This is a genomic window from Citrobacter sp. Cf136, assembly GCF_030333815.1.
Classification (GTDB): domain Bacteria; phylum Pseudomonadota; class Gammaproteobacteria; order Enterobacterales; family Enterobacteriaceae; genus Citrobacter; species Citrobacter freundii.
Window position 1 is genome coordinate 302,948 of sequence record NZ_JAOWFE010000040.1, and the last position, 20,035, is coordinate 322,982.

Genomic DNA, 20,035 nt, shown 5'->3' on the forward strand with positions numbered 1-20,035 from the left:
GGCAAGCTATTGTCATTGCACTCGTTAAGGGACCAACGTGAAAAATTACAAAGTGATTACCCCGCTTTTTCCGACCTACGCCCAGGTAAAAGCGATGATGAAAGCCGTTTCAGGCTATTCCCTGAAAGCCGTGCGGGATATGATTACCGCCATCCACGAGCAAACGGGCACACCGCAACAACCCGTTGACTGGTCAGAACCAGATCTGTGGATCAGCGAGCGCTTGTCAGGTGAAGATGCCGAAATCGCCCGCCGCATCTGGGATACCGATAACCATATTCTGAACCCACGCCACAGCTACGGCTGCTATTTATTCCTCAACTACCCGCAGTTCGACCTGATGAAAAGCACGCCAGATGATGCCTGGCAACCCACTCCTCGTGGGCAACAATTTCTGCATGATGACGAAAAGACATTGCGTTCGCTTGACGATCAGGAAGGCATCCTGCAGCTTCTGGAACTACTGGCAGGCCGGGAAATGTCGCGTCGCGCGGATTTACTTCCCGAATGGCAGGCCTTTTTGCACCAGCACTCCAAATTCGCCTCTGCCAGTTCCGTTAAGAGCACGCTCTACTCTCGCCTCAATAACCTGATCGACCGCGAAATGGTTAACCGCGAAGGCATGAGCTATCGCATCACCGATGCCGGGCGAGCCTGGCTTGGCAAAGCGCTGCCGGCCCGAAAAAGCGATCCGCGTAAAGAACTTTTGGACGCCGTGAAGCGCTATAACGAACAACAAAAAGAGCTGCTACGCGAGCAAATCAGCACCATGAATCCGTACAAGTTTGAGCATCTGGTTGGGCAATTGCTGGAAGCGATGGGCTACGAGCAGGTTGAAGTGACCAAAGCCTCCGGCGATAAAGGCGTGGACGTGATTGGTCAGGTTCAGGTGGGCATCACCACCATCACCGAAGTCGTACAGGTGAAGAGGATGCAAAATACCATTACTCGCCCATACATCGATCAGTTGCGCGGCGCGCTTCCCTATCACAAAGCCATTCGCGGCACGCTGATCACCACCGGCAAGTTTGCCGCCAAATGCGCGGAAGCAGCGCTGTTTCCGGGGGCTGCCCCTATCACGCTGATTGACGGCGACCGCCTGCTGGAAATGTTGATTGAAAATAACGTTGGGATTCGACGCAGCAATGCGGTCGAGCTGCTGGATGTGGATTTGCAGCTGTTTGATGAGCTGGAGATTGAGTAACGTGCATAACGCAGTAGCAAAGCCATTTCTGTTCATGGCTTGCATAACAATATTGTGTAAAATCAGAGCAATCCCATTATCGGTAGAGAACGGACATGGCTGACCTGAACCTGAGTACCCTGACGGAAGCAGACATCATCACCAAATGCGTTATGCCCGCCATCCTTGATGCTGGCTGGAACGACACAACGCAAATCAGACAAGAGGTCAAACTCCGGGACGGCAAGGTCATCGTGCGCGGCAAAGTCGCAGCGCGCAGAACGGTGAAATCCGCCGATATCGTGCTGTATTACAAGCCGGGCATTCCGCTGGCGGTCATTGAAGCCAAAGCCAACAAACACGAAATCGGCAAAGGAATGCAACAGGGGATCGAGTACGCACGCCTGCTGGATGTTCCTTTCGTCTTTGCTACCAACGGCGATGGCTTTATCTTCCGCGATGCCACGGTTGCTGACGGCGAACTAATGGAAAAGCCGATTACCCTCGGCGAATTCCCTTCTCCCTCGGAACTGTGGCAAAAATTGTGCTTATCAAAAGGCTACACCGAAGCTCAACTTCCGGTGATTACTCAGGACTACTACGACGACGGCAGCGGCAAAGCACCGCGTTATTACCAGCTACAGGCCATCAACAAAACCATTGAAGCCGTCTCCGCCGGGCAGAATCGTGTTCTGCTGGTGATGGCGACCGGAACGGGGAAAACCTATACCGCCTTCCAGATAATCTGGCGCTTATGGAAAGCGAAAAGTAAGAAGCGGATCCTGTTCCTCGCCGATCGCAATATTCTGGTCGATCAGACCAAAAATAACGACTTCCTGCCGTTTGGCACGGCAATGACCAAGGTCACCGGGCGCACCATCGACCCGGCATTTGAAATCCACCTCGCGTTGTACCAGGCCATCACCGGCCCGGAAGAAGATCAAAAAGCCTTTAAACAGGTAGCGCCGGATTTCTTTGACCTGATTGTGATTGACGAATGCCATCGCGGCAGCGCTTCGGAAGACAGCGCGTGGCGCGAAATCCTCGACTACTTCAGCGCCGCCACGCAGATTGGCTTAACCGCCACGCCGAAAGAGACCCATGAAGTCTCCAGCACCGATTACTTCGGCGACCCGGTGTATATCTACTCGCTGAAAGAAGGTATCGAAGACGGCTTCCTTGCCCCATACAAAGTAGTGCGCGTCGACATCGACGTCGATCTCCAGGGCTGGCGCCCGACCAAAGGCCAGACGGATAAAAACGGCGAGCTGATCGACGACCGCATCTACAACCAGAAAGATTTTGACCGCACGATGGTGATTGATGAACGCACCGAACTGGTAGCGAAAACCATTACCGATTACCTCAAGCGCACCAACCCGATGGATAAAACTATCATCTTCTGTAACGACATCGATCACGCGGAGCGGATGCGCCGCGCGCTGGTCAATCTCAACCCGGAGCAGGTCAAGAAGAACGACAAGTACGTGATGAAAATCACCGGCGATGACGACATCGGCAAAGCCCAACTGGATAACTTTATTAATCCCAAAAAGGCCTATCCGGTTATCGCTACTACTTCCGAGCTGATGACCACCGGCGTCGACGCCAAAACCTGCAAACTGGTGGTGCTGGACCAAAACATTCAGTCGATGACCAAATTCAAGCAGATCATCGGCCGCGGCACCCGTATCGATGAACGCTACGGCAAGCTATGGTTCACCATCCTCGATTTCAAAAAGGCCACCGAGCTGTTCGCCGACGAGCGCTTCGACGGTATCCCGGAAAAGGTGATGGACACCACGCCGGAAGATATCGCCGATCCGGACTCCGATTTTGAAGAGCAGTTCGATGAGCACGACGAAGAAGTTGAGGACGTTGTTACCGGTGCCGATGAAGATCCCGCGCCGTATACCGTCACCGGTACAGACGATGTCGGCCCGCTGCCGGAAGACGACGAGAACAAAGTGCGCAAGTTCCACGTCAACGGCGTGGCTGTCGGCGTGATCGCCCAGCGCGTGCAGTATTACGACGCTGACGGCAAGCTGGTCACCGAATCCTTCAAAGACTACACCCGCAAAACGCTGCTCAAAGAGTACGCCTCGCTGGATGATTTCACCCGCAAGTGGCAGGACGCCGAGCGCAAAGAGGCCATCATCAAGGAGCTGGAGCAGCAGGGGATCATCTGGGAAGTGCTGGCGGAAGAGGTCGGTAAAGAGCTCGACCCGTTCGACATGCTGTGCCACGTGGTGTATGGTCAGCCGCCGTTAACCCGCAAAGAGCGGGCGGAGAACGTGCGTAAGCGCAACTACTTTACCAAATACTCCGACGCCGCGCAGGCGGTGCTGAATACGCTGCTGGATAAATACGCCGACGCGGGCGTGCAGGAGATAGAGAGTATTCAGGTGCTGAAGCTCAAGCCATTCGACAGCATGGGTACGCTGCCGGAGATCATTAAAAGCGGATTCGGCGACCGTAACGGGTATAATCAGGCCATCAGCGAGCTGGAGAGCGAAATCTACCACTTACCGCCCCGCTCCGCGTAACCACTCCCCTTTTGCGCCCTCTGCTACCACCGCGTAGCAGAGGGCCTTATTGTTAATGAAACATGGAACACATCATGTCAATCAGCTCAGTTATCAAATCATTACAGGACATTATGCGCAAAGACGCCGGTGTGGACGGCGATGCGCAGCGCCTCGGCCAGCTTTCCTGGCTGCTGTTTCTGAAAATCTTTGACGCCCAGGAAGAGGCGCTGGAACTGGAGCAGGATAACTATCAGTACCCTATTCCGCAGCGCTACCTGTGGCGCACCTGGGCGGCGAACGCCGAGGGCATTACCGGCGATTCCCTGCTGGAGTTCGTCAACGACGATCTGTTCCCGGCGCTGAAAAACCTCACCGCACCTATCGACAAAAACCCGCGCGGCTTTGTAGTCAGACAGGCGTTCAGCGATGCCTATAACTACATGAAAAACGGCACTCTGCTGCGTCAGGTGATCAACAAGCTGAACGAAATCGACTTCACCAGCGCCAGCGAACGCCACCTGTTCGGCGACATTTACGAACAGATCCTCAAAGATCTGCAATCGGCGGGCAATGCCGGTGAGTTTTATACCCCGCGCGCCGTCACCCGCTTTATGGTCGATCGCGTCGATCCGAAGCTCGGCGAGTCGATTATGGACCCGGCCTGCGGCACCGGCGGCTTCCTCGCCTGCGCGTTCGATCACGTAAAAAACAACTACGTGCAGAGCGTGGCCGATCACCAGACGCTGCAACAGCAAATCCACGGCGTGGAGAAAAAGCAGCTCCCGCACCTGCTGGCGACCACCAATATGCTGCTGCACGGCATCGAAGTGCCGGTGCAGATCCGTCACGACAACACCCTCAACAAGCCGCTGTCGTCGTGGGATGAACAGCTGGATGTGATCGTCACCAACCCGCCGTTCGGCGGCACCGAAGAAGACGGCATTGAGAAGAACTTCCCGGCAGAGATGCAGACCCGCGAGACAGCGGACCTGTTCCTGCAGCTGATCATTGAAGTGCTGGCGAAAAACGGTCGTGCGGCGGTGGTGCTGCCGGACGGCACGCTGTTTGGCGAAGGCGTGAAAACCAAAATTAAAAAGCTGCTCACCGAGGAGTGCAACCTGCACACCATCGTGCGTCTGCCGAACGGCGTGTTTAACCCGTACACCGGGATCAAAACCAACCTGCTGTTCTTTACCAAAGGCCAGCCGACCCAAGAGATCTGGTTCTACGAGCACCCGTACCCGGCGGGCGTGAAGAACTACAGCAAAACCAAGCCGATGAAGTTTGAAGAGTTCCAGGCCGATATCGACTGGTGGGGCAACGAGGCCGACGGCTTCGCCAGCCGCGTCGAGAACGAGCAGGCGTGGAAGGTCAGCATCGACGAGGTGATTGCCCGCAACTTTAACCTCGATATCAAGAACCCGCACCAGGCGGAAGCCGTCAGCCACGACCCGGATGAACTGCTGGCGCAGTATGCGCAGCAGCAGGAAGAAATCCAGACCCTGCGCCACCAGCTGTGCGATATCCTCGGCGCGGCGCTCTCCGGTAAGGAGGCCAACTGATGGCGGTGGAAAAACTGATTGTCGACCATATCGACACCTGGACCACGGCGCTGCAAACCCGCTCCACGGCCGGGCGTGGCAGCTCGGGCAAGATTGACCTGTACGGCATCAAGAAGCTGCGCGAGCTGATTCTTGAGCTGGCGGTGCGCGGCAAGCTAGTGCCGCAGGATCCGAACGACGAACCGGCGTCAGTACTGCTGGAGCGTATTGCGGCGGAAAAGGCCGAGCTGGTGAAGCAGGGGAAAATTAAAAAGCCCAAGCCGCTGCCGGAGATTAGCGAGGAGGAGAAACCGTTTGAGCTGCCGGGGGGGTGGGAATGGGCTAGATTTGAAACAGCTCTAGATTTCAGCGGAGGGAGTCAACCACCGAAATCATTTTTTATTGAAGAGCCAAAAGAAGGCTATGTTCAACTGATTCAAATCAGAGATTTGGGGGAATACCCACAACCTGTTTATGTCCCTATAAATAAAGTAACTAAACTTTGCACTTCAGAAGATATATTGATTGGCCGCTATGGTGCATCTGTTGGTAAAGTTTTCTGGGGAAAAAATGGGGCATATAATGTTGCATTAATCAAAATAGATAATTCTTACAATCTTTATAATAATCAATTTCTGTTTTGGTTATTAAAAAGTCCATTGGGCCAAAGTTTATTTTCCGGAATATCTCGTTCCGCGCAGGATGGTTTTAATAAATCAGACATTGCCGAAAAGTTACTCCCTGTTTTATCAAAGAAAGAACAATCTAAAATTGTTGTTAGAATAAACGATCTCATGTCCCTCTGCGACCAACTGGAACAGCACTCCCTGTCCAGTCTGGACGCCCATCAACAGCTAGTTGAAACCCTGCTAACCACGCTAACCGACAGCCAGAACGCCGATGAACTGGCCGAAAGCTGGGCGCGTATCAGCGAGCATTTCGACACGCTGTTTACCACCGAAGCCAGCATTGATGCCTTAAAACAGACCATTCTGCAACTGGCGGTGATGGGCAAGCTGGTTCAAAGCTCTGATATTGTCGAACATAAAAAGCTAAAAACGTTTCTTTCTTTTGGCCCAAGAAATGGGTTTTCTCCTGTAGAATCAAAAAAAAACACTCAGATAAAAGTCTTAAAACTTGGTGCAACTTCTTATGGAGAACTAAATATACAAGAATCCAAGTTTGTAGATATTGACATCGATAATAACAGTCATCTTTATATTAAAGAGGGTGATATTTTAATTCAAAGGGGAAACTCTGCAAATTTTGTTGGCTGTAATGTTTTGGTGAAAGAAAATCACAAGAATATCATTTACCCAGATCTCATGATGAAAATAAGAACAAATGAAGATCTCTTACCCGAATATGCTTCTATTTGGCTATCATCACCTTTAGCCAGGGGATTTATGTGGGACAGAATGACCGGAACATCGGGAACAATGCCTAAAATCAGTAAGAAAGTAGTCGAAGAAATTCCGATTATAGTCCCATCTATTGCTACCCAGCAAAAATGCATAGCATTCGTGAATCTGGCTATCAAGATTTGCTCCGATCTTAAAATTCGTCTGCAAACCAGCCAACAAACCCAGTTCCACCTGGCCGACGCCCTCACCGACGCCGCCATAAATTAACCCTCCCGCAGAAACCAATAAAGCGGCTAAATAGCCGCTTTATTCCCATCACCAGAAATAATCCATCCCCGCATCTACGTCGTTATTTTCATTCATTTTCAGCTGGACTTTCCTTCTATTCCCTGATGATATGTACAGGTATTTTTCGCAAGACGCCCGTGCTGCAACACGAGCGCCTCGCTAATCACAATCACTATTTTAGGGAATAGCCATCATGACTACCGTCCATTCTATTTCAGATCCGTGCGATCCAGAAGTCTCCCCGGCAAATAATCGCCTGGGTACCGTCAGCTATGCGAGCCGTTATCCGGATTACACGCATGTTCCGGCAATTATTATGAAAGGCCAGTGGCTGGCCGCCGCCGGTTTTACCACCGGAACCCCATTCGATGTCAGAGTGATGCCAGGCTGCATTGTACTGACGGCAAAACTGCCGGAGCCGGAAGAACCGGCGTTATTGCAGTCGCTGCGTCGGGTGTGCAAGCTGTCCGCGCGTAAGCTACAGCAGGTGCAGGAGTTTATCGACGTAATTTCAGCCAAGACACGCAGACAGGGATAATCCCCGCGCGCTGCGCTTACCGGGCCTACAAACCTTCTTCTGTAGGCCGGATAAGGCGCAGCCGCCATCCGGCACTGGCCCCCCACTCACTCGGTGATCACAAATCGTGTCGCCGCAAAGCAGTTCAAAACGCGGTGCACCAGAAATACCATCGTTAACGTGGCCAGCAGCGCGACGGTAACGGAAGTGATGCGATAGAGATCGCTGAACACCAGGTCCTGATCCGGATGCAGGTTCTGGCCGAACATAATGCCGATGGTGGTGATACTGGCAAAACCCACGCCCGCACCGACTTTTTCCATCACGTGCAGGCGGGCGCTGAACGCCAGTCCAAGGCCAATCAGCGGCATCATCAACAGCATATGGTTGCTGAAATCATACACCAGCAGTTGCACCAGCAGAATGTACAGGCAAGCCAGAACCACGCCGACCACGCGCCAGAGAGAGCTCAACACCGCGCCGCGATAATGCATCGGAAACAGGATCAAAATGCCCGCCATCAGCGCCGACAGCGAATCACTCAAGTCACAAATCTGGAAGACCACAAAAATCATTGTCGCCACCGAACCGGAAAGCAGCGACTCGTGGCGAACCCGGGCGTCATCTTTCTCAATGCGCGGCGGCGGCTGGCGGGGTTCCACGTCCGGGATCAGATAATGCAGCAGCGCGCTCAGCGCCACCGCCATGACGCAGGCCTCCATATTGGAGAACATCAGCGTATGCCAGTTGGTGGTGGGATAGCTCATAAAGTTGAGCATCGTGCTCTGGCACACCACGCCCATTGAACCGAACAGAAACAGCGGTCCTTTGCTCATCAAACGAAAACGCATCACGTACAGGCCAAATACCACCAGCGTCATAATCAGCGGCCATTGTGAGAGATAGCCGACAATCAGCACCATTTCGACGCAATTCACCGCCGCGCTGAACACAAACTGTTTGGCCACATGGCGGTTGAACACCGGTACCAGCGACAGCAGCATCAGCGGATAAACCACAAAGAACACGCCGTACTGCACGTTATAAAAGGTCGAGATACTCAGCGCGATTGTCCCGGCAACCGAGATACGCAGGGTCTGGCGAAAATCATTGGCGGTGTAGACAATATTCCCGTGCGGCGTAAAGACGTGAGCCAGGGTGTTAATAGACATAATGCAGCCAGCTAACGAGGTGGATCTGCGCTCCGGCAAAGGTGCGGGCGAACATCCCCTCGCTGTTGTACAGCTGTACCGTGGCGCGTGCCCCGGTCGGCAACGGCGTGTCGAGCGGTTCGTTCAGCGCGACGTGAATACGCATACGCTGGGCATCGCGCACCCAGCGGGTAGACTGTTCCGGTTGCGACAGCTGGCCGTTAACCTGCTCCTGTCCTGCCAAAATACCGGCATCGCTGCTGGTGACGCGGGCAGAGAAAACCTTGCCCGGCATGGCGTCGAACACTACGGCGGCATCGGTATCAACGCGAGTGTGGCGCAGGCTTTTCTCGCGAAAGTCGGCCACGATATCGGTCTGGTGGCTGACCAGCGCCAGTAGCGGCGTGGCGGCAGTGGCGTAAAGTCCGGGGCTAAGCTGGAGGTTGCTCACCGTGCCGTCGGTCTGTGCATATACTTTGCTCCAGCCGAGGTTCAGTTGCGCCTCTTCCAGCGCGTTACGGTATTTTTGCAGCGTCACGTTGCGGTTTTCATCGCGCTCGCCACGTTGGATCAGCAGGTTCTGAATACTGGCATTGAGCGCCGACACCGACTGCTCGCTGGTTTGCCAGGCGGTGCGCACCTTGTCGAGATCGGCTTGCGACACGTTCTGCATGGCGCTCAGGCGCTGATAGCGGTCAAAGGTGGTCTTGTCGTTCCGGGCGTTGAATTGCGCGGTGCGCAGGTTGGCACGCACAGAGGCGATCTGCGCATCCAACTGTTGGTTGCTCAGCTTTGCCTGCTCAAGGGCGATTTGCGCAGCCTCGACCTTATTGATAAATGGCGTCGGATCCAGTTCGTACAGCAAGTCGCCCTTTTTCACCTGGCTATTGTTATGTACATGCACCTGCGAGACGTAGCCGGATACGCGTGAGGAAACAGGCGTTACCACACGCATCACCGTGGAGTCCGGTGTTAGCGGGATCCAGATATCGGCAACGATAAACCAGGCGAATATAACCAGGAAAGCGGCAATACTCACCCTTACCCAACGGGCAAATTTTTGTTCTGGGGTCATCATAGTTTTTTAGTTTTGATTGTCTTCTTCGCGGATTGTCCGCAAATTGCAGGCGAGTTGATTTAAGGTCGAGCTGAAGGCGGCAAGCTCCGCTTCGGGGATGGTACACGTGACGCGATGTTGGTAGTTCTCAATCACCCGGTTTAGTTCTTCCAGCCTTGCGCGGCCTTGCTCGGTCAGCGTGAGCAGGCGAATGCGTTTGTCATAAGGCGATGTGGAACGCAACAGATAGCCGTGCTTTTCCAGCTGTGAGAGAGTGCGCATCAGCGGCGGCAGTTCAATACCCTGCACCTCCGCCAGTTCACTGACCGAGACGTTGTCTCCCAGTTGATACAGCTGCATCAGTACCGTCCAGCTTGACTGCGTCAGGCCAGTGTCGGTAATGGCTGCATCAATAATGGCCCGCCACTGGCGCACCACCATTGCCATGCGCATCCCCATCGGACGGCGGGCAAACAGTTCATCTTCAGTCATGTATCCTTCCCCTCATCGCTGAGAAGAAAATAATACTTATCAGGGTAAGTATCAAGAAACACTGCATTCAGAAGCATGAATTGATAAATCTCATGAATACAAAAGAGGCCGGGCGATAACCCCAGCCTCTGTCGATGAAAGAAAATCACTCCACCTGATCGCGTCGCAGTCCGACGTCCCGCAGCCGCTCGTCGCTCATCTGTTGCAATAGGCGCCGCGTTTGCGCTCGCAGCCGCCACGCCTTGTATGCCCGCCAGATCAGTACAAACCCAATAAACGGCTGTTTTGCTTTATTCTCGTGAAATTCCATACCTTGCCTCCCCGCCTTGCCAGAGGCTTTATCTTCACGGATTTGGCCCAAAACAATACAGACTCACAAAGTACTTTTATTTAACATACAGATTGGTTAAAAAGAGTTCTGCATCGCTTTTTTCACGCCAATCTGTACCGGTTTGTTAATCTGTATGGTACCCATGAGGGATACAGCATGACGCGTTACCAACATCTGGCCAATCTGCTGGCCGAACGCATTGAGCAAGGTCTGTATCGCCATGGCGAAAAACTGCCTTCGGTACGCAGCCTGAGCCAGGAGCACGGGGTCAGCATCAGCACCGTCCAGCAGGCATATCAGACGCTGGAACAACTACGGCTGATCACGCCGCAGCCGCGTTCCGGTTATTTTGTCGCACCACAAAAAGCACAGCCGCCGGTGCCGCTGATGTCGCGCCCGGTCCAACGTCCAGTCGAGATAACCCAGTGGGATCAGGTGCTGGACATGCTTGCAGGTCATGCAGACAAATCGATAATCCCTTTTAGCAGTGGCGTGCCCGATATCAATCAACCCAGCCTGAAACCGCTCTGGCGCGAGCTAAGCCGCGTGGCGCAGCATAATCTCAAGGCGGTTCTGGGCTACGATGAATTACCAGGCTGTCGCGAATTGCGTCAACAGATTGCCCGGCTCATGCTGGACGGAGGTTCGGTCATCAATGCGGATGATATTGTGATCACCAGCGGGAGTCAGAGCGGGATGTCACTGGCGCTGCTGGCAGTCTGCCAGCCAGGAGATATCGTCGCCGTAGAATCGCCCGCCTATTACGGCACGATGCAGCTGCTACGCGGATTAGGGATCAAAGTTATAGAGATCCCAACCGATCCGGATACAGGGATCAGCATTGAAGCGCTGGAACTGGCGCTGGATCAGTGGCCGATTAAAGGGGTGATTCTGGTTCCTAACTGCAATAATCCCCTCGGATTTATTATGCCGGATGCACGTAAGCGGGCGGTCCTCGCCCTCGCCCAGCAGCACGATATTGTTATTTTTGAAGATGATGTGTACGGAGAGCTTGCCACGGAATATCCCCGTCCGCGCACAATACACTCCTGGGACAGCGATGGTCGGGTGCTACTGTGCAGTTCATTTACCAAATCCGTGGCGCCGGGGTTGCGCGTCGGTTGGGTTATTCCCGGTCGTTATCACGATAAATTTCTGCATATGAAATATGCCGTCATCGGCACTAACGTTCCTGCTACGCAGCTGGCGGCCGCCGCTTTCGTGCGCGAGGGGCATTATCATCGGCATGTTCGCCGTATGCGTCAGATCTACCAGCGGAATATGGAGATCTACACCTGTTGGGTACGGGAATACTTCCCCTGCGGGATCTGCGTCACCCGACCGAAAGGCGGCTTTATGCTGTGGGTCGAGCTGCCGCACCAGGTCGATATGGTCTGTGTCGCTAAGCAGCTCTGTCGCCTCAAAATCCAGGTTGCGCCGGGTTCGCTGTTCTCCGCATCAGGAAAGTATCGCAACTGCGTACGCATCAATTGCGCGTTGCCGCCAAACGAGAAGCATCGGGAAGTGATGCAAAAACTCGGGGAAGCAGTAAAGGTGGCGATAGAGTAAATCAGACCACCCGGTGCTACCGGGCTGGCGATTGTACGGATTAAGTTATTTCTAATGGCTTACGCCCTGAATATCTTCAACGGAAAGTCGGGTAATTTTTTGCACCGTGCTGAGATCAGTACCGTCGGCCAGCATGGTGCGGGCAATACGCAGCGCCTCGGTGCGTTGCCCCTCAATTAAACCTTCTTGTTTACCTTCCTGCTTACCTTTTTGCTGGCCTTCGAGCCACCCTTTTTGAAATCCAGCCTCATGCAATCTGTCTGCGATCGTCATTAAATGCTCCTTATGCTGTGGTGAACGTTCAGCAACCCCACGAATAAACTCACTGAAGCGAGGTGCATCGCCAGTTTGCAAAATATAATTAAACAGCGTCTTTATCTGGCTGTCATTAGTCACTCCCGTAAGTAGCAGGGAAACAATTTGCTCAACAAGCCCCATAAGATCGCGCTGACGGATATGTTTTTGGATTAACTCCAACAGCGCCATGCGTCGATGCTGCACAATTTCGTCATCTGGGATAACCGTAATATCCACCAGCGGAAACGCCGCAGCATACACCTGACGTGCCAGCTTCGGGTTGGCAAACTCGTCCAGCCAACATAGCGAATAAGGGTACGGACTTTTAGCGCCGTGATAGAACAGCATCGGCACCACCAGCGGCAACTGCTGATGTCCGGCATCCAGATGTTTCTGCATGGCCGCAACTGCATAGCGCATCAGTCTGAATGCCATATGCGCATCCGGTGTACTTTGGTGTTCAATCACCACATAAATATATCCATCCCCTTCTGTCGTATTCACCGACCACAGCACATCGGAATAGTACGCACGTAAATCCTCTTCAATGAAACTGTCTGACTCGAGTTTCAGCGTCTGAAGATCGCAAAGTTCACGTAGAGAGGCAGGAAGATGTATTTGCAGAAAATCCCGTGCAGTCTCAGGGTGACGTAAAAATGTTTTAAAAACCGCATCATGCGGTGTGGAAGTCGGCGCTTTGTTCATGGCGATCCGTCACCTGGAAATAAGATGCCGTAACTGTAGCGCCGGAAAACTGCCCCCTCACCTGCAACTTTCTCTGTTTGCGAGACGATTTCCGGGATAAAAACGTCCCTATGTAACTTCTGCATTTGTCTGGAACCCGTCACGCAGAATCGCTATCTCAATGCACATTCCCACTTTTTCACCACTCGGCCTGTGCTATAACGAATCATTACTTTCAGGGAGGACACGATGTGACGCACACCCGGGATATTCCACAATCGTTCTGGCGTGATGAACTGCTCCCGTGGCTGGAACTGCGCAGCACCTGGCAAAGCCAGCAGGCCTATAAGCGGCATCACCACTCTCAGCTCTCGATTGGAGCAATTCTCGAGGGGGAAACGTGCTGCCTGTGCGATGGCAAGGAATACCATCTGCAGGTGGGCGATCTGATTGTGATCCCGCCACTGGCACCCCACAGCTGCAACCCCGTTAACGGGCAGTTTCGCAGCTATCACATGCTTTATCTTGATGCCCGATGGTGCCTTGCCCATCTGCCTGCGCAGAACAACAATCAGCGGCTTTGCACGCGCGATCCCGTTATCCGCGATCGGCAATTGTTCCAGCACTATGTAAACCTCGTGGCACTTATGCAGCAACGGCAAACGACGCGGGTAACGGATGCCGCGCAAGCATTGCTGCGTTCGCTGCCATTGCAATCGGTAGCACCGGAAAACCTAAGCGCCGCCAGCCAGTATCTGCGCGAACGGTTGCAGTCCAACCTGCAGGCTCCGCCCTCACTCGATGAGCTGGCACATGAGTGTCACATGCGCAAAGAAACGCTGATCCGTACCTTTAAGCAGGACACCGGGCTGACGCCAGGAAGTTATCTGAACATCATACGGATTGACTATGCCCGCCAGCGGCTGCGGGCCGGGGACGAAATTGCCGATGTCGGCTATCAGAGCGGGTTTGCCGACCAGAGTCATTTCCATCGCACCTTTGTTCGCTACACCGCCGCCACACCGCGCCAGTACGCGTTGGGGCGATCAATATCAGACAATAATTAGCGCTGCGTCAGGCGTACGGTGATCTCAGATTCATTGTCTGAGGTCGCTATGTCGCTGCTTTCTGTACTTTTTCCGTCTGCTTTTCCCGCGCTGGCGCTGGCACATTTTGTCGCACTACTCAGCCCCGGTCCGGACTTCTTTTTACTGGCCGGTTATGCCGTACGATATCGGATGCGCGGCAGCACCGGGCTGTGCGTGGGGATCGCTATCGGCAACGGGCTGTATATCCTGCTGGCAATTATCGGTTGGGGGATCCTGCGCCAGCTTCCCCTGCTGTTTACCATTATTGAGCTGCTGGGCGCGCTCTATTTATTGTGGATAGGCAGCCTGCTGATACGCAGCCGCCCGCAAACTCTGACCGGAGCAGATGCCCGGTCTACCTGCCCAGGATTTGGTAAACAGCTGCTGCTGGGATTGGGTTCGTCACTGCTTAACCCAAAAAATGCACTGTTCTATCTGGCGCTAATGACCGCCCTGCTCGGCCCGTCGGTGACGCTGCTACAACAAACCATGAGCGGGATCTGGATGACCAGCGTGGTGCTGTGCTGGGATCTGCTGATCGTGATGTTCATCGGTTTACCGCAGATCCAGCGGCGGTTAACCAGAGGGATCTTGTGGGTAGAGCGTATCGCTGGCGGTGTATTGATTATCTTCGGCTGTGCTATCGCGCTGCGGTTTTTGCAGAGCATCGTAGTCTGATTTGCGGTGCGATTTTCTACACATAAACAGGATAAACTCGTTTAATTAATATCCAATCCGCATTACACTGCGGATGGTTATTACCCGTTCAACTTACTCTTCCTGAGGTGCGATGTGCTGATTGTTACCTGTAATCGTTACGTTTTCTGACCCCGCGTTAGTGAGCGTTTCTCCTGTTTGCGCTTCACGCAGGCAGAGTTTTTGATTACATGAAATTCAGTACATTTGCAGTCTGCTTTTATTCTGTCATCGGCCTGACGTCTCAAAGACGGTATTGAATTTCGCTATTCCCGTTGAGGGTTTTCTCCCGACAAGGAGCTGTTTTATGCAACGGATTCTCGCGTTTTTCTCCCAACGCGCCACGACGCTATTTTTTCCTATTGCGTTGATTTTGTATGATTTCGCCGCCTATCTGTCGACGGACTTGATTCAGCCCGGCATCATTAATGTCGTACGCGATTTCAACGCCGACGTCAGCCTGGCGCCCGCTGCGGTGAGCCTCTATCTGGCAGGCGGCATGGCGCTGCAATGGCTGCTGGGGCCGCTTTCCGACCGGATTGGCCGCCGACCGGTGCTGATTGCGGGGGCGTTAATCTTTACCCTCGCCTGCGCTGCCACACTGTTTACTACTTCAATGACGCAATTTCTGATCGCCCGATTTGTGCAGGGCACCAGCATTTGCTTTATCGCGACCGTTGGCTATGTCACGGTGCAGGAGGCGTTTGGGCAAACGAAGGCCATTAAGTTAATGGCGATAATCACTTCCATTGTGTTGGTTGCACCGGTTATCGGCCCGCTCTCCGGAGCGGCGCTAATGCACTTTGTACACTGGAAGATCCTGTTTGCCATCATTGCCGTCATGGGGATTATCGCCCTGATTGGGTTAATGCTAGCCATGCCGGAAACCGTCCAGCGCGGCGCGGTACCGTTCAGTGCACGCGGCGTACTGCGTGATTTCCGCGACGTTTTCCGCAACCGGGTATTCCTGTTTGGCGCAGCCACGCTATCGCTAAGCTATATCCCGATGATGAGCTGGGTGGCGGTCTCACCGGTGATACTGATTGATGCGGGCGGCATGACTACATCGCAGTTTGCCTGGGCACAGGCCCCGGTGTTTGGCGCAGTGATCGTCGCCAATATGGTGGTAGTTCGTTTCGTGAAAGATCCGACCCGACCACGCTTTATCTGGCGGGCCGCACCTATACAACTGAGCGGGCTGACGGTGCTGATTGTCGGCAATTTACTGTGGCCGCACGTCTGGCTGTGGTCGGTGCTGGGAACCAGCCTGTATGCGTTTGGTATTGGGATGATCTTCCCGACGCTGTTCCGCTTTACACTTTTTTCCAACAACTTACCTAAAGGAACGGTCTCGGCATCGCTGAATATGGTGATCCTGACGGTGATGGCGGTTTCTGTCGAAATTGGACGCTGGCTATGGTTTAACGGTGGCAGGATTTCGTTTCATCTGCTGGCGGTTGCGGCGGGGCTCGCTGTCGTGTTCACGCTGGCAGGCTTACTCAAACGGGTGCGTCAGCATGAGGCAACGACGTTAGTCACTGAAAACTAACCTGCCCGTTTATTCGGCCTACGACAACTATGTAGGCCGGATAAGGCGCTTGCGCCGCATCCGGCTACGCTCACATCACCTTACGCAATGCGTGCAAATCCCGCTTCGAGATCGGCAATCAGGTCGCCAATATCCTCCAGGCCAATATGCACCCTGACCAGCGTGCCGCTGAAATCCACCTCTCCAGCCGGGCGGATGCTGTTCAGCTCTTCCGGCTGGTTCGCCAGAATGAGCGACTCAAATCCACCCCACGAATAGGCCATATGGAACAGCGAGAAATTATCAAGGAAATTCGCCATCTGTTCGTCGGTCAGTCTCTTTTTCAGCACAAATGAGAACAGGCCTGAGCTTCCGGTAAAATCACGCTGAAAATACTCATGGCCCGGACATTCCGGTAACGCCGGATGGTTCACCCGCGCCACTTCCGGTCTTGCCGACAGCCAGCGAGCAATATGGATACTGCTCTCCTGATGCTGCTTAAGGCGTACCGCCAGGGTACGCAATCCGCGGCTGCCGTTGTAGGCGGTATCGGCATCCAGCGTTTGCCCCATCAGATAGGAGTTCTCGCGCAGACGATCCCAACAACGAGCGTTAGATACCGCCGTGCCCAGCATGCCGTCCGAATGACCGATGGTGTACTTCGTTCCCGCCTGAATGGAAATATCCACGCCATAATCCAGCGCTTTGAACAGCACGCCCGCCGCCCAGGTGTTGTCGATCATAATGACAATCTCCGGATTCACCGCGCGGATAGCCTTCACCATCCCCGGCACGTCCTGGACTTCCATAGTGATAGAACTTGGTGACTCAAGGAATACAACCTTCGTTTCCGGACGCAGAAGATCGACGATACCTGCACCAATCAGCGGATCGTAATACGTTGTTTCCACATTGAATTTACTCAGGATCTTATTGCAAAAATCCTGGGTTGGCTCGTAGGCCGCACCGGTCATCAGGATATGATCGCCACCCTGAACAAACGCCAGAATCGCATTGGTCACCGCCGCAGCACCACATGGATACAGCGCGCAGCCAACGCCGCCTTCCAGTTCGCTCATTGCCTTCTGGAAGGCAAAGTGGGTATAGGTTCCGCGACGACCGTAAAACAGCTCACCGTTTGCGCGATTGGCGGTGGCAAATTTCTTGTCCTTCACGGTATCAAATACCAGTGAAGAGGCACGTTGGATAACCGGATTCACCGCTCCCTGGGTGTAGCGTTTGTCACGACCAGCAACAACCAGTTGCGTCTCAAGCTTCATTGCGTCTTTCATAACATCTCCTGTTCTTAATCCGTGTGAAACCTATACCACCGCAGCAGTAGAGTTTATTTTAGTGTTGGTCTGCTTTTTTCCAGCGAACCGTTCAACAATCTGCGCCGCATTCAAATCATGGATAACGTTAATCAGTGTGGCCGGCGCATCGGTAATGGTGCCCAGCACCACCAGCATCGGGATTGCTTCCATCGGCAGGCCCAGCGTGGTGACGATAAAGATTTCACCGAGGAACGCCCCGCCCGGCACGCCACCAACGATAATGGCGGAGAGCACCGCAATCAGCATCGTCAGGAAGAAGGTTTCGGTGGTGAATTCCATGCCCAGCACGGAATAGATAAAGACGATTTTCAGCGCGGCAATCATCGCCACACCGCCTTTGTTCAGGTTAACCAGCAGCGGAATGGAAACATCAACGATTTCCGGGTTAATCCCCATCGCCTTACCGGCACGCAGCGTCACCGGGAGCGTCCCCAGCGAAGAGCAGGTCCCCAGCGCAGTTGCAGACGGTTCAATCGCGTTACGCCAGAATGCTTTGACCGCCGGAATACCGCCGCCAATATACGAATAGAGAATCGAGCCAAAAACAAAATAGACCAGCGTGGCAACCATAAACAGGCCAATGGCGCGGGCAAAGGTTAACAGTAGTGCAGAGTCCTGACTGGCCATGGTGGCGGCGAAGTAGCAGCCCAGACCAATCGGCGCGACCTTCATAATGATCGAAACGATCTTCATGATCACAGTATTGGCGTCTTCCAGCAGCGACGCAATACGTTTACCGGCCTGATCCGACTGGCCAATCGCCACACCGGCGATGATCGCCATTACGATCAGTGCCAGAATATTGGACTTAGAGAACAGCCCAATAAAGTCGCTGGTGGTGATCATGCTGACAAAATCCATCTTGCCGCTGCCCGCCTGCACCGACTGCGAGAGATCGATAGTGACGCCCTGCGCCGGGTTATACCAGAGCGCCAGCGCGACGATCCCGGCCGCCGGAATAAAGGCCATCGCGATCGAAACAATAAAGATAATCGCCATAATACGCCCCAACCTTTTCAGGTCGGTCATACTGGCGATCGAAGACATGACGCTGATCCCCACCAGCGGCACAATAATCATAAATAACAGGTTTAAGAATATCTGACCTATTGGCTGGAGTTTACTTGCAAACGATGGGGCATAAATACCTAATAAGCCGCCAATCACCAGAGCAACTAATAAAATAATCGACGATCTGTAGGGTTCGAGTCGTGACCACATAATCGGTACCTTTAGAATAATAATTAATGAGATTAAATTCACAATGTGATGAGTTTCCGTTTCGCCTCCTTTTAATTTGTGACGTAACTCACCTAAGTTGTTATTTTTTCATTTTGCCAGCAAGTTGTTTCCTGTGATTCAATAGTTGCATGTTTAAAAGGCGAATGTAACGGCCTATTCGTACCGTTTTTGCAAATCACTTGTGAATTAAAGGAAACTATGAGTACGCCGATTTCACTCAAGCATCTGGAGTTTTTTACTAAAATCGTCGACTGCGGAGGATTGTCAGAAGCCGCGGCGCAGCTCAACGTCTCGCCGTCTGCGGTCAGCAAAAGCCTGGCAGCGATGGAAGATACGTTAGGCACGACATTAATTAAACGCACCACCCGCAGTATTACCCTGACCGACGCCGGACAATATCTCTTCAACCGCGCTAATAAGCTGTTGAAAGAGTTCGATGAAACGCTGAATACCACCTCCGGTTATTACCACAGCCCGCAGGGTGAATTACGCATAACCTGCTCAATTGCGTTTGGTTATTCCCGGCTGGTGAACCTGGTGGATAAATACCGCTCCCAGTTCCCGGATGTGAATCTGTATATCGATCTCAACGATAACTTCGTCAATCTGAACGAAACGGATTTCGACATTGCCCTGCGAATTTCCACCGCGCCGCCGCAAAACTATGCGATGCGCAAACTGGTGCCCGTTCGCTGGGCGTACTGTGCCTCACCCGGCTACCTCGCCAAAAAAGGCATGCCCCAGCGTCGCAGCGATCTGGTAGATCATGATTGCCTGGTTTACCCGGGCCTCACGCCGGTACTGAAGGTGGCAGATGAACAGGATCGACTGCATCAGTTGAAACTACATATGCCGATCCAGGCCAACAGCAGTCTGGTGCTGTTGAAGTCGGTGTTAGAAGATCAGGGGGTGGCATATTTGCCCACTTATTTGATTGGCGATCATATTCAAAAAGAGGAGATCACGCCGCTGATGCTCGACGGCACCATCACCTGTGAAACTCATGCCCTGTATGCGCTGTACTTTCCCAGCAAGTACAGCAATCCGAAGGTGCGATCGTTTATCGATTTTCTGGTCGCAGAACTTGGTCCCTTACCGGCGTGGGATAACTGGATCCCGGAGTAAACCCAGCTCACCTGAAAATG

17 protein-coding genes are annotated in these 20,035 nt (G+C 53.3%); 10 read left to right on the plus strand and 7 right to left on the minus strand.

The genetic code is table 11. The features are described from left to right. Window positions 1-37: 37 nt before the first annotated feature. From OGV98_RS20700 to symE, 5 genes are all read left to right on the plus strand, one after another. Entirely contained in the window at window positions 38-1,204 is a 1,167-nt protein-coding gene (locus OGV98_RS20700) for a restriction endonuclease (RefSeq protein WP_115455105.1), read from the plus strand. 95 nt (window positions 1,205-1,299) lie between these two features. Beyond that, window positions 1,300-3,729: an EcoAI/FtnUII family type I restriction enzme subunit R gene (gene hsdR, locus OGV98_RS20705; protein WP_202580798.1), complete on the plus strand. Its 2,430-nt coding sequence runs from the start codon at window positions 1,300-1,302 to the stop codon at window positions 3,727-3,729. Between the two features lie 74 nt (window positions 3,730-3,803). Next, the gene (locus tag OGV98_RS20710) at window positions 3,804-5,273 is read left to right on the plus strand and encodes an N-6 DNA methylase (protein WP_202580799.1); all 1,470 of its coding nucleotides are present in this window, start codon (window positions 3,804-3,806) and stop codon (window positions 5,271-5,273) included. Further along, window positions 5,273-6,883, plus strand: a complete 1,611-nt coding sequence (locus tag OGV98_RS20715; RefSeq protein ID WP_286552023.1) for a restriction endonuclease subunit S — start codon at window positions 5,273-5,275, stop codon at window positions 6,881-6,883. Before OGV98_RS20710 ends, OGV98_RS20715 begins: the two co-directional genes overlap by 1 nt. 214 nt (window positions 6,884-7,097) lie before the next feature. Beyond that, the gene (symE, locus tag OGV98_RS20720) at window positions 7,098-7,442 is read left to right on the plus strand and encodes an endoribonuclease SymE (RefSeq protein WP_202580801.1); all 345 of its coding nucleotides are present in this window, start codon (window positions 7,098-7,100) and stop codon (window positions 7,440-7,442) included. An 86-nt stretch (window positions 7,443-7,528) separates the two neighbouring features. Here symE and OGV98_RS20725 read toward each other — a convergent pair whose 3' ends face one another. The 4 genes from OGV98_RS20725 to OGV98_RS20740 form a co-directional block, all read right to left on the minus strand. Continuing rightward, the gene (locus OGV98_RS20725) at window positions 7,529-8,593 is read right to left on the minus strand and encodes a DUF2955 domain-containing protein (RefSeq protein ID WP_130715195.1); all 1,065 of its coding nucleotides are present in this window, start codon (window positions 8,591-8,593) and stop codon (window positions 7,529-7,531) included. Further along, a complete protein-coding gene (locus tag OGV98_RS20730) occupies window positions 8,583-9,650 on the minus strand; it encodes an HlyD family secretion protein (RefSeq protein ID WP_003837201.1) in 1,068 nt (355 codons plus the stop codon). The genes OGV98_RS20725 and OGV98_RS20730 overlap by 11 nt, the downstream gene beginning before the upstream one ends. 6 nt (window positions 9,651-9,656) lie before the next feature. Next, a complete protein-coding gene (locus OGV98_RS20735) occupies window positions 9,657-10,121 on the minus strand; it encodes a MarR family winged helix-turn-helix transcriptional regulator (protein ID WP_049016537.1) in 465 nt (154 codons plus the stop codon). A gap of 145 nt (window positions 10,122-10,266) precedes the next feature. Beyond that, a complete protein-coding gene (locus OGV98_RS20740) occupies window positions 10,267-10,431 on the minus strand; it encodes a DUF1127 domain-containing protein (protein ID WP_003019180.1) in 165 nt (54 codons plus the stop codon). Window positions 10,432-10,608: 177 nt separating this feature from the next. Here OGV98_RS20740 and OGV98_RS20745 point away from each other — a divergent pair, with 177 nt between their 5' ends. After that, the gene (locus OGV98_RS20745) at window positions 10,609-12,021 is read left to right on the plus strand and encodes an aminotransferase-like domain-containing protein (RefSeq protein WP_003019183.1); all 1,413 of its coding nucleotides are present in this window, start codon (window positions 10,609-10,611) and stop codon (window positions 12,019-12,021) included. Between the two features lie 51 nt (window positions 12,022-12,072). Here the strand turns inward: OGV98_RS20745 and OGV98_RS20750 are convergent, their stop codons facing one another. Then, window positions 12,073-13,023 (minus strand): Rpn family recombination-promoting nuclease/putative transposase, encoded by a 951-nt coding sequence (locus tag OGV98_RS20750; protein ID WP_202580802.1) that lies wholly within the window; start codon window positions 13,021-13,023, stop codon window positions 12,073-12,075. A gap of 230 nt (window positions 13,024-13,253) precedes the next feature. Here OGV98_RS20750 and OGV98_RS20755 point away from each other — a divergent pair, with 230 nt between their 5' ends. The 3 genes from OGV98_RS20755 to mdtM all read left to right on the plus strand — a co-directional run bounded on the left by OGV98_RS20755 (window position 13,254) and on the right by mdtM (window position 16,335). Continuing rightward, window positions 13,254-14,069: a helix-turn-helix domain-containing protein gene (locus tag OGV98_RS20755; protein ID WP_202580803.1), complete on the plus strand. Its 816-nt coding sequence runs from the start codon at window positions 13,254-13,256 to the stop codon at window positions 14,067-14,069. A 48-nt stretch (window positions 14,070-14,117) separates the two neighbouring features. Then, a complete protein-coding gene (locus tag OGV98_RS20760) occupies window positions 14,118-14,768 on the plus strand; it encodes a LysE family translocator (RefSeq protein ID WP_200082714.1) in 651 nt (216 codons plus the stop codon). A gap of 325 nt (window positions 14,769-15,093) precedes the next feature. Continuing rightward, complete coding sequence (gene mdtM, locus OGV98_RS20765) at window positions 15,094-16,335, plus strand: multidrug efflux MFS transporter MdtM (RefSeq protein ID WP_096878602.1); 1,242 nt, start codon at window positions 15,094-15,096, stop codon at window positions 16,333-16,335. Window positions 16,336-16,415: 80 nt separating this feature from the next. On the opposite strand, the gene metC is transcribed toward mdtM, so the two are convergent. Together metC and OGV98_RS20775 are read right to left on the minus strand one after the other, a co-directional pair. Further along, entirely contained in the window at window positions 16,416-17,606 is a 1,191-nt protein-coding gene (gene metC / locus OGV98_RS20770) for a cystathionine beta-lyase (protein WP_003019195.1), read from the minus strand. Between the two features lie 30 nt (window positions 17,607-17,636). After that, entirely contained in the window at window positions 17,637-18,869 is a 1,233-nt protein-coding gene (locus OGV98_RS20775) for a dicarboxylate/amino acid:cation symporter (RefSeq protein WP_202580804.1), read from the minus strand. Between the two features lie 219 nt (window positions 18,870-19,088). On the opposite strand from OGV98_RS20775, the gene OGV98_RS20780 reads away from it, so the two are divergent. Then, window positions 19,089-20,015 (plus strand): LysR family transcriptional regulator, encoded by a 927-nt coding sequence (locus tag OGV98_RS20780; protein ID WP_003845596.1) that lies wholly within the window; start codon window positions 19,089-19,091, stop codon window positions 20,013-20,015. Window positions 20,016-20,035 lie beyond the last annotated feature (20 nt).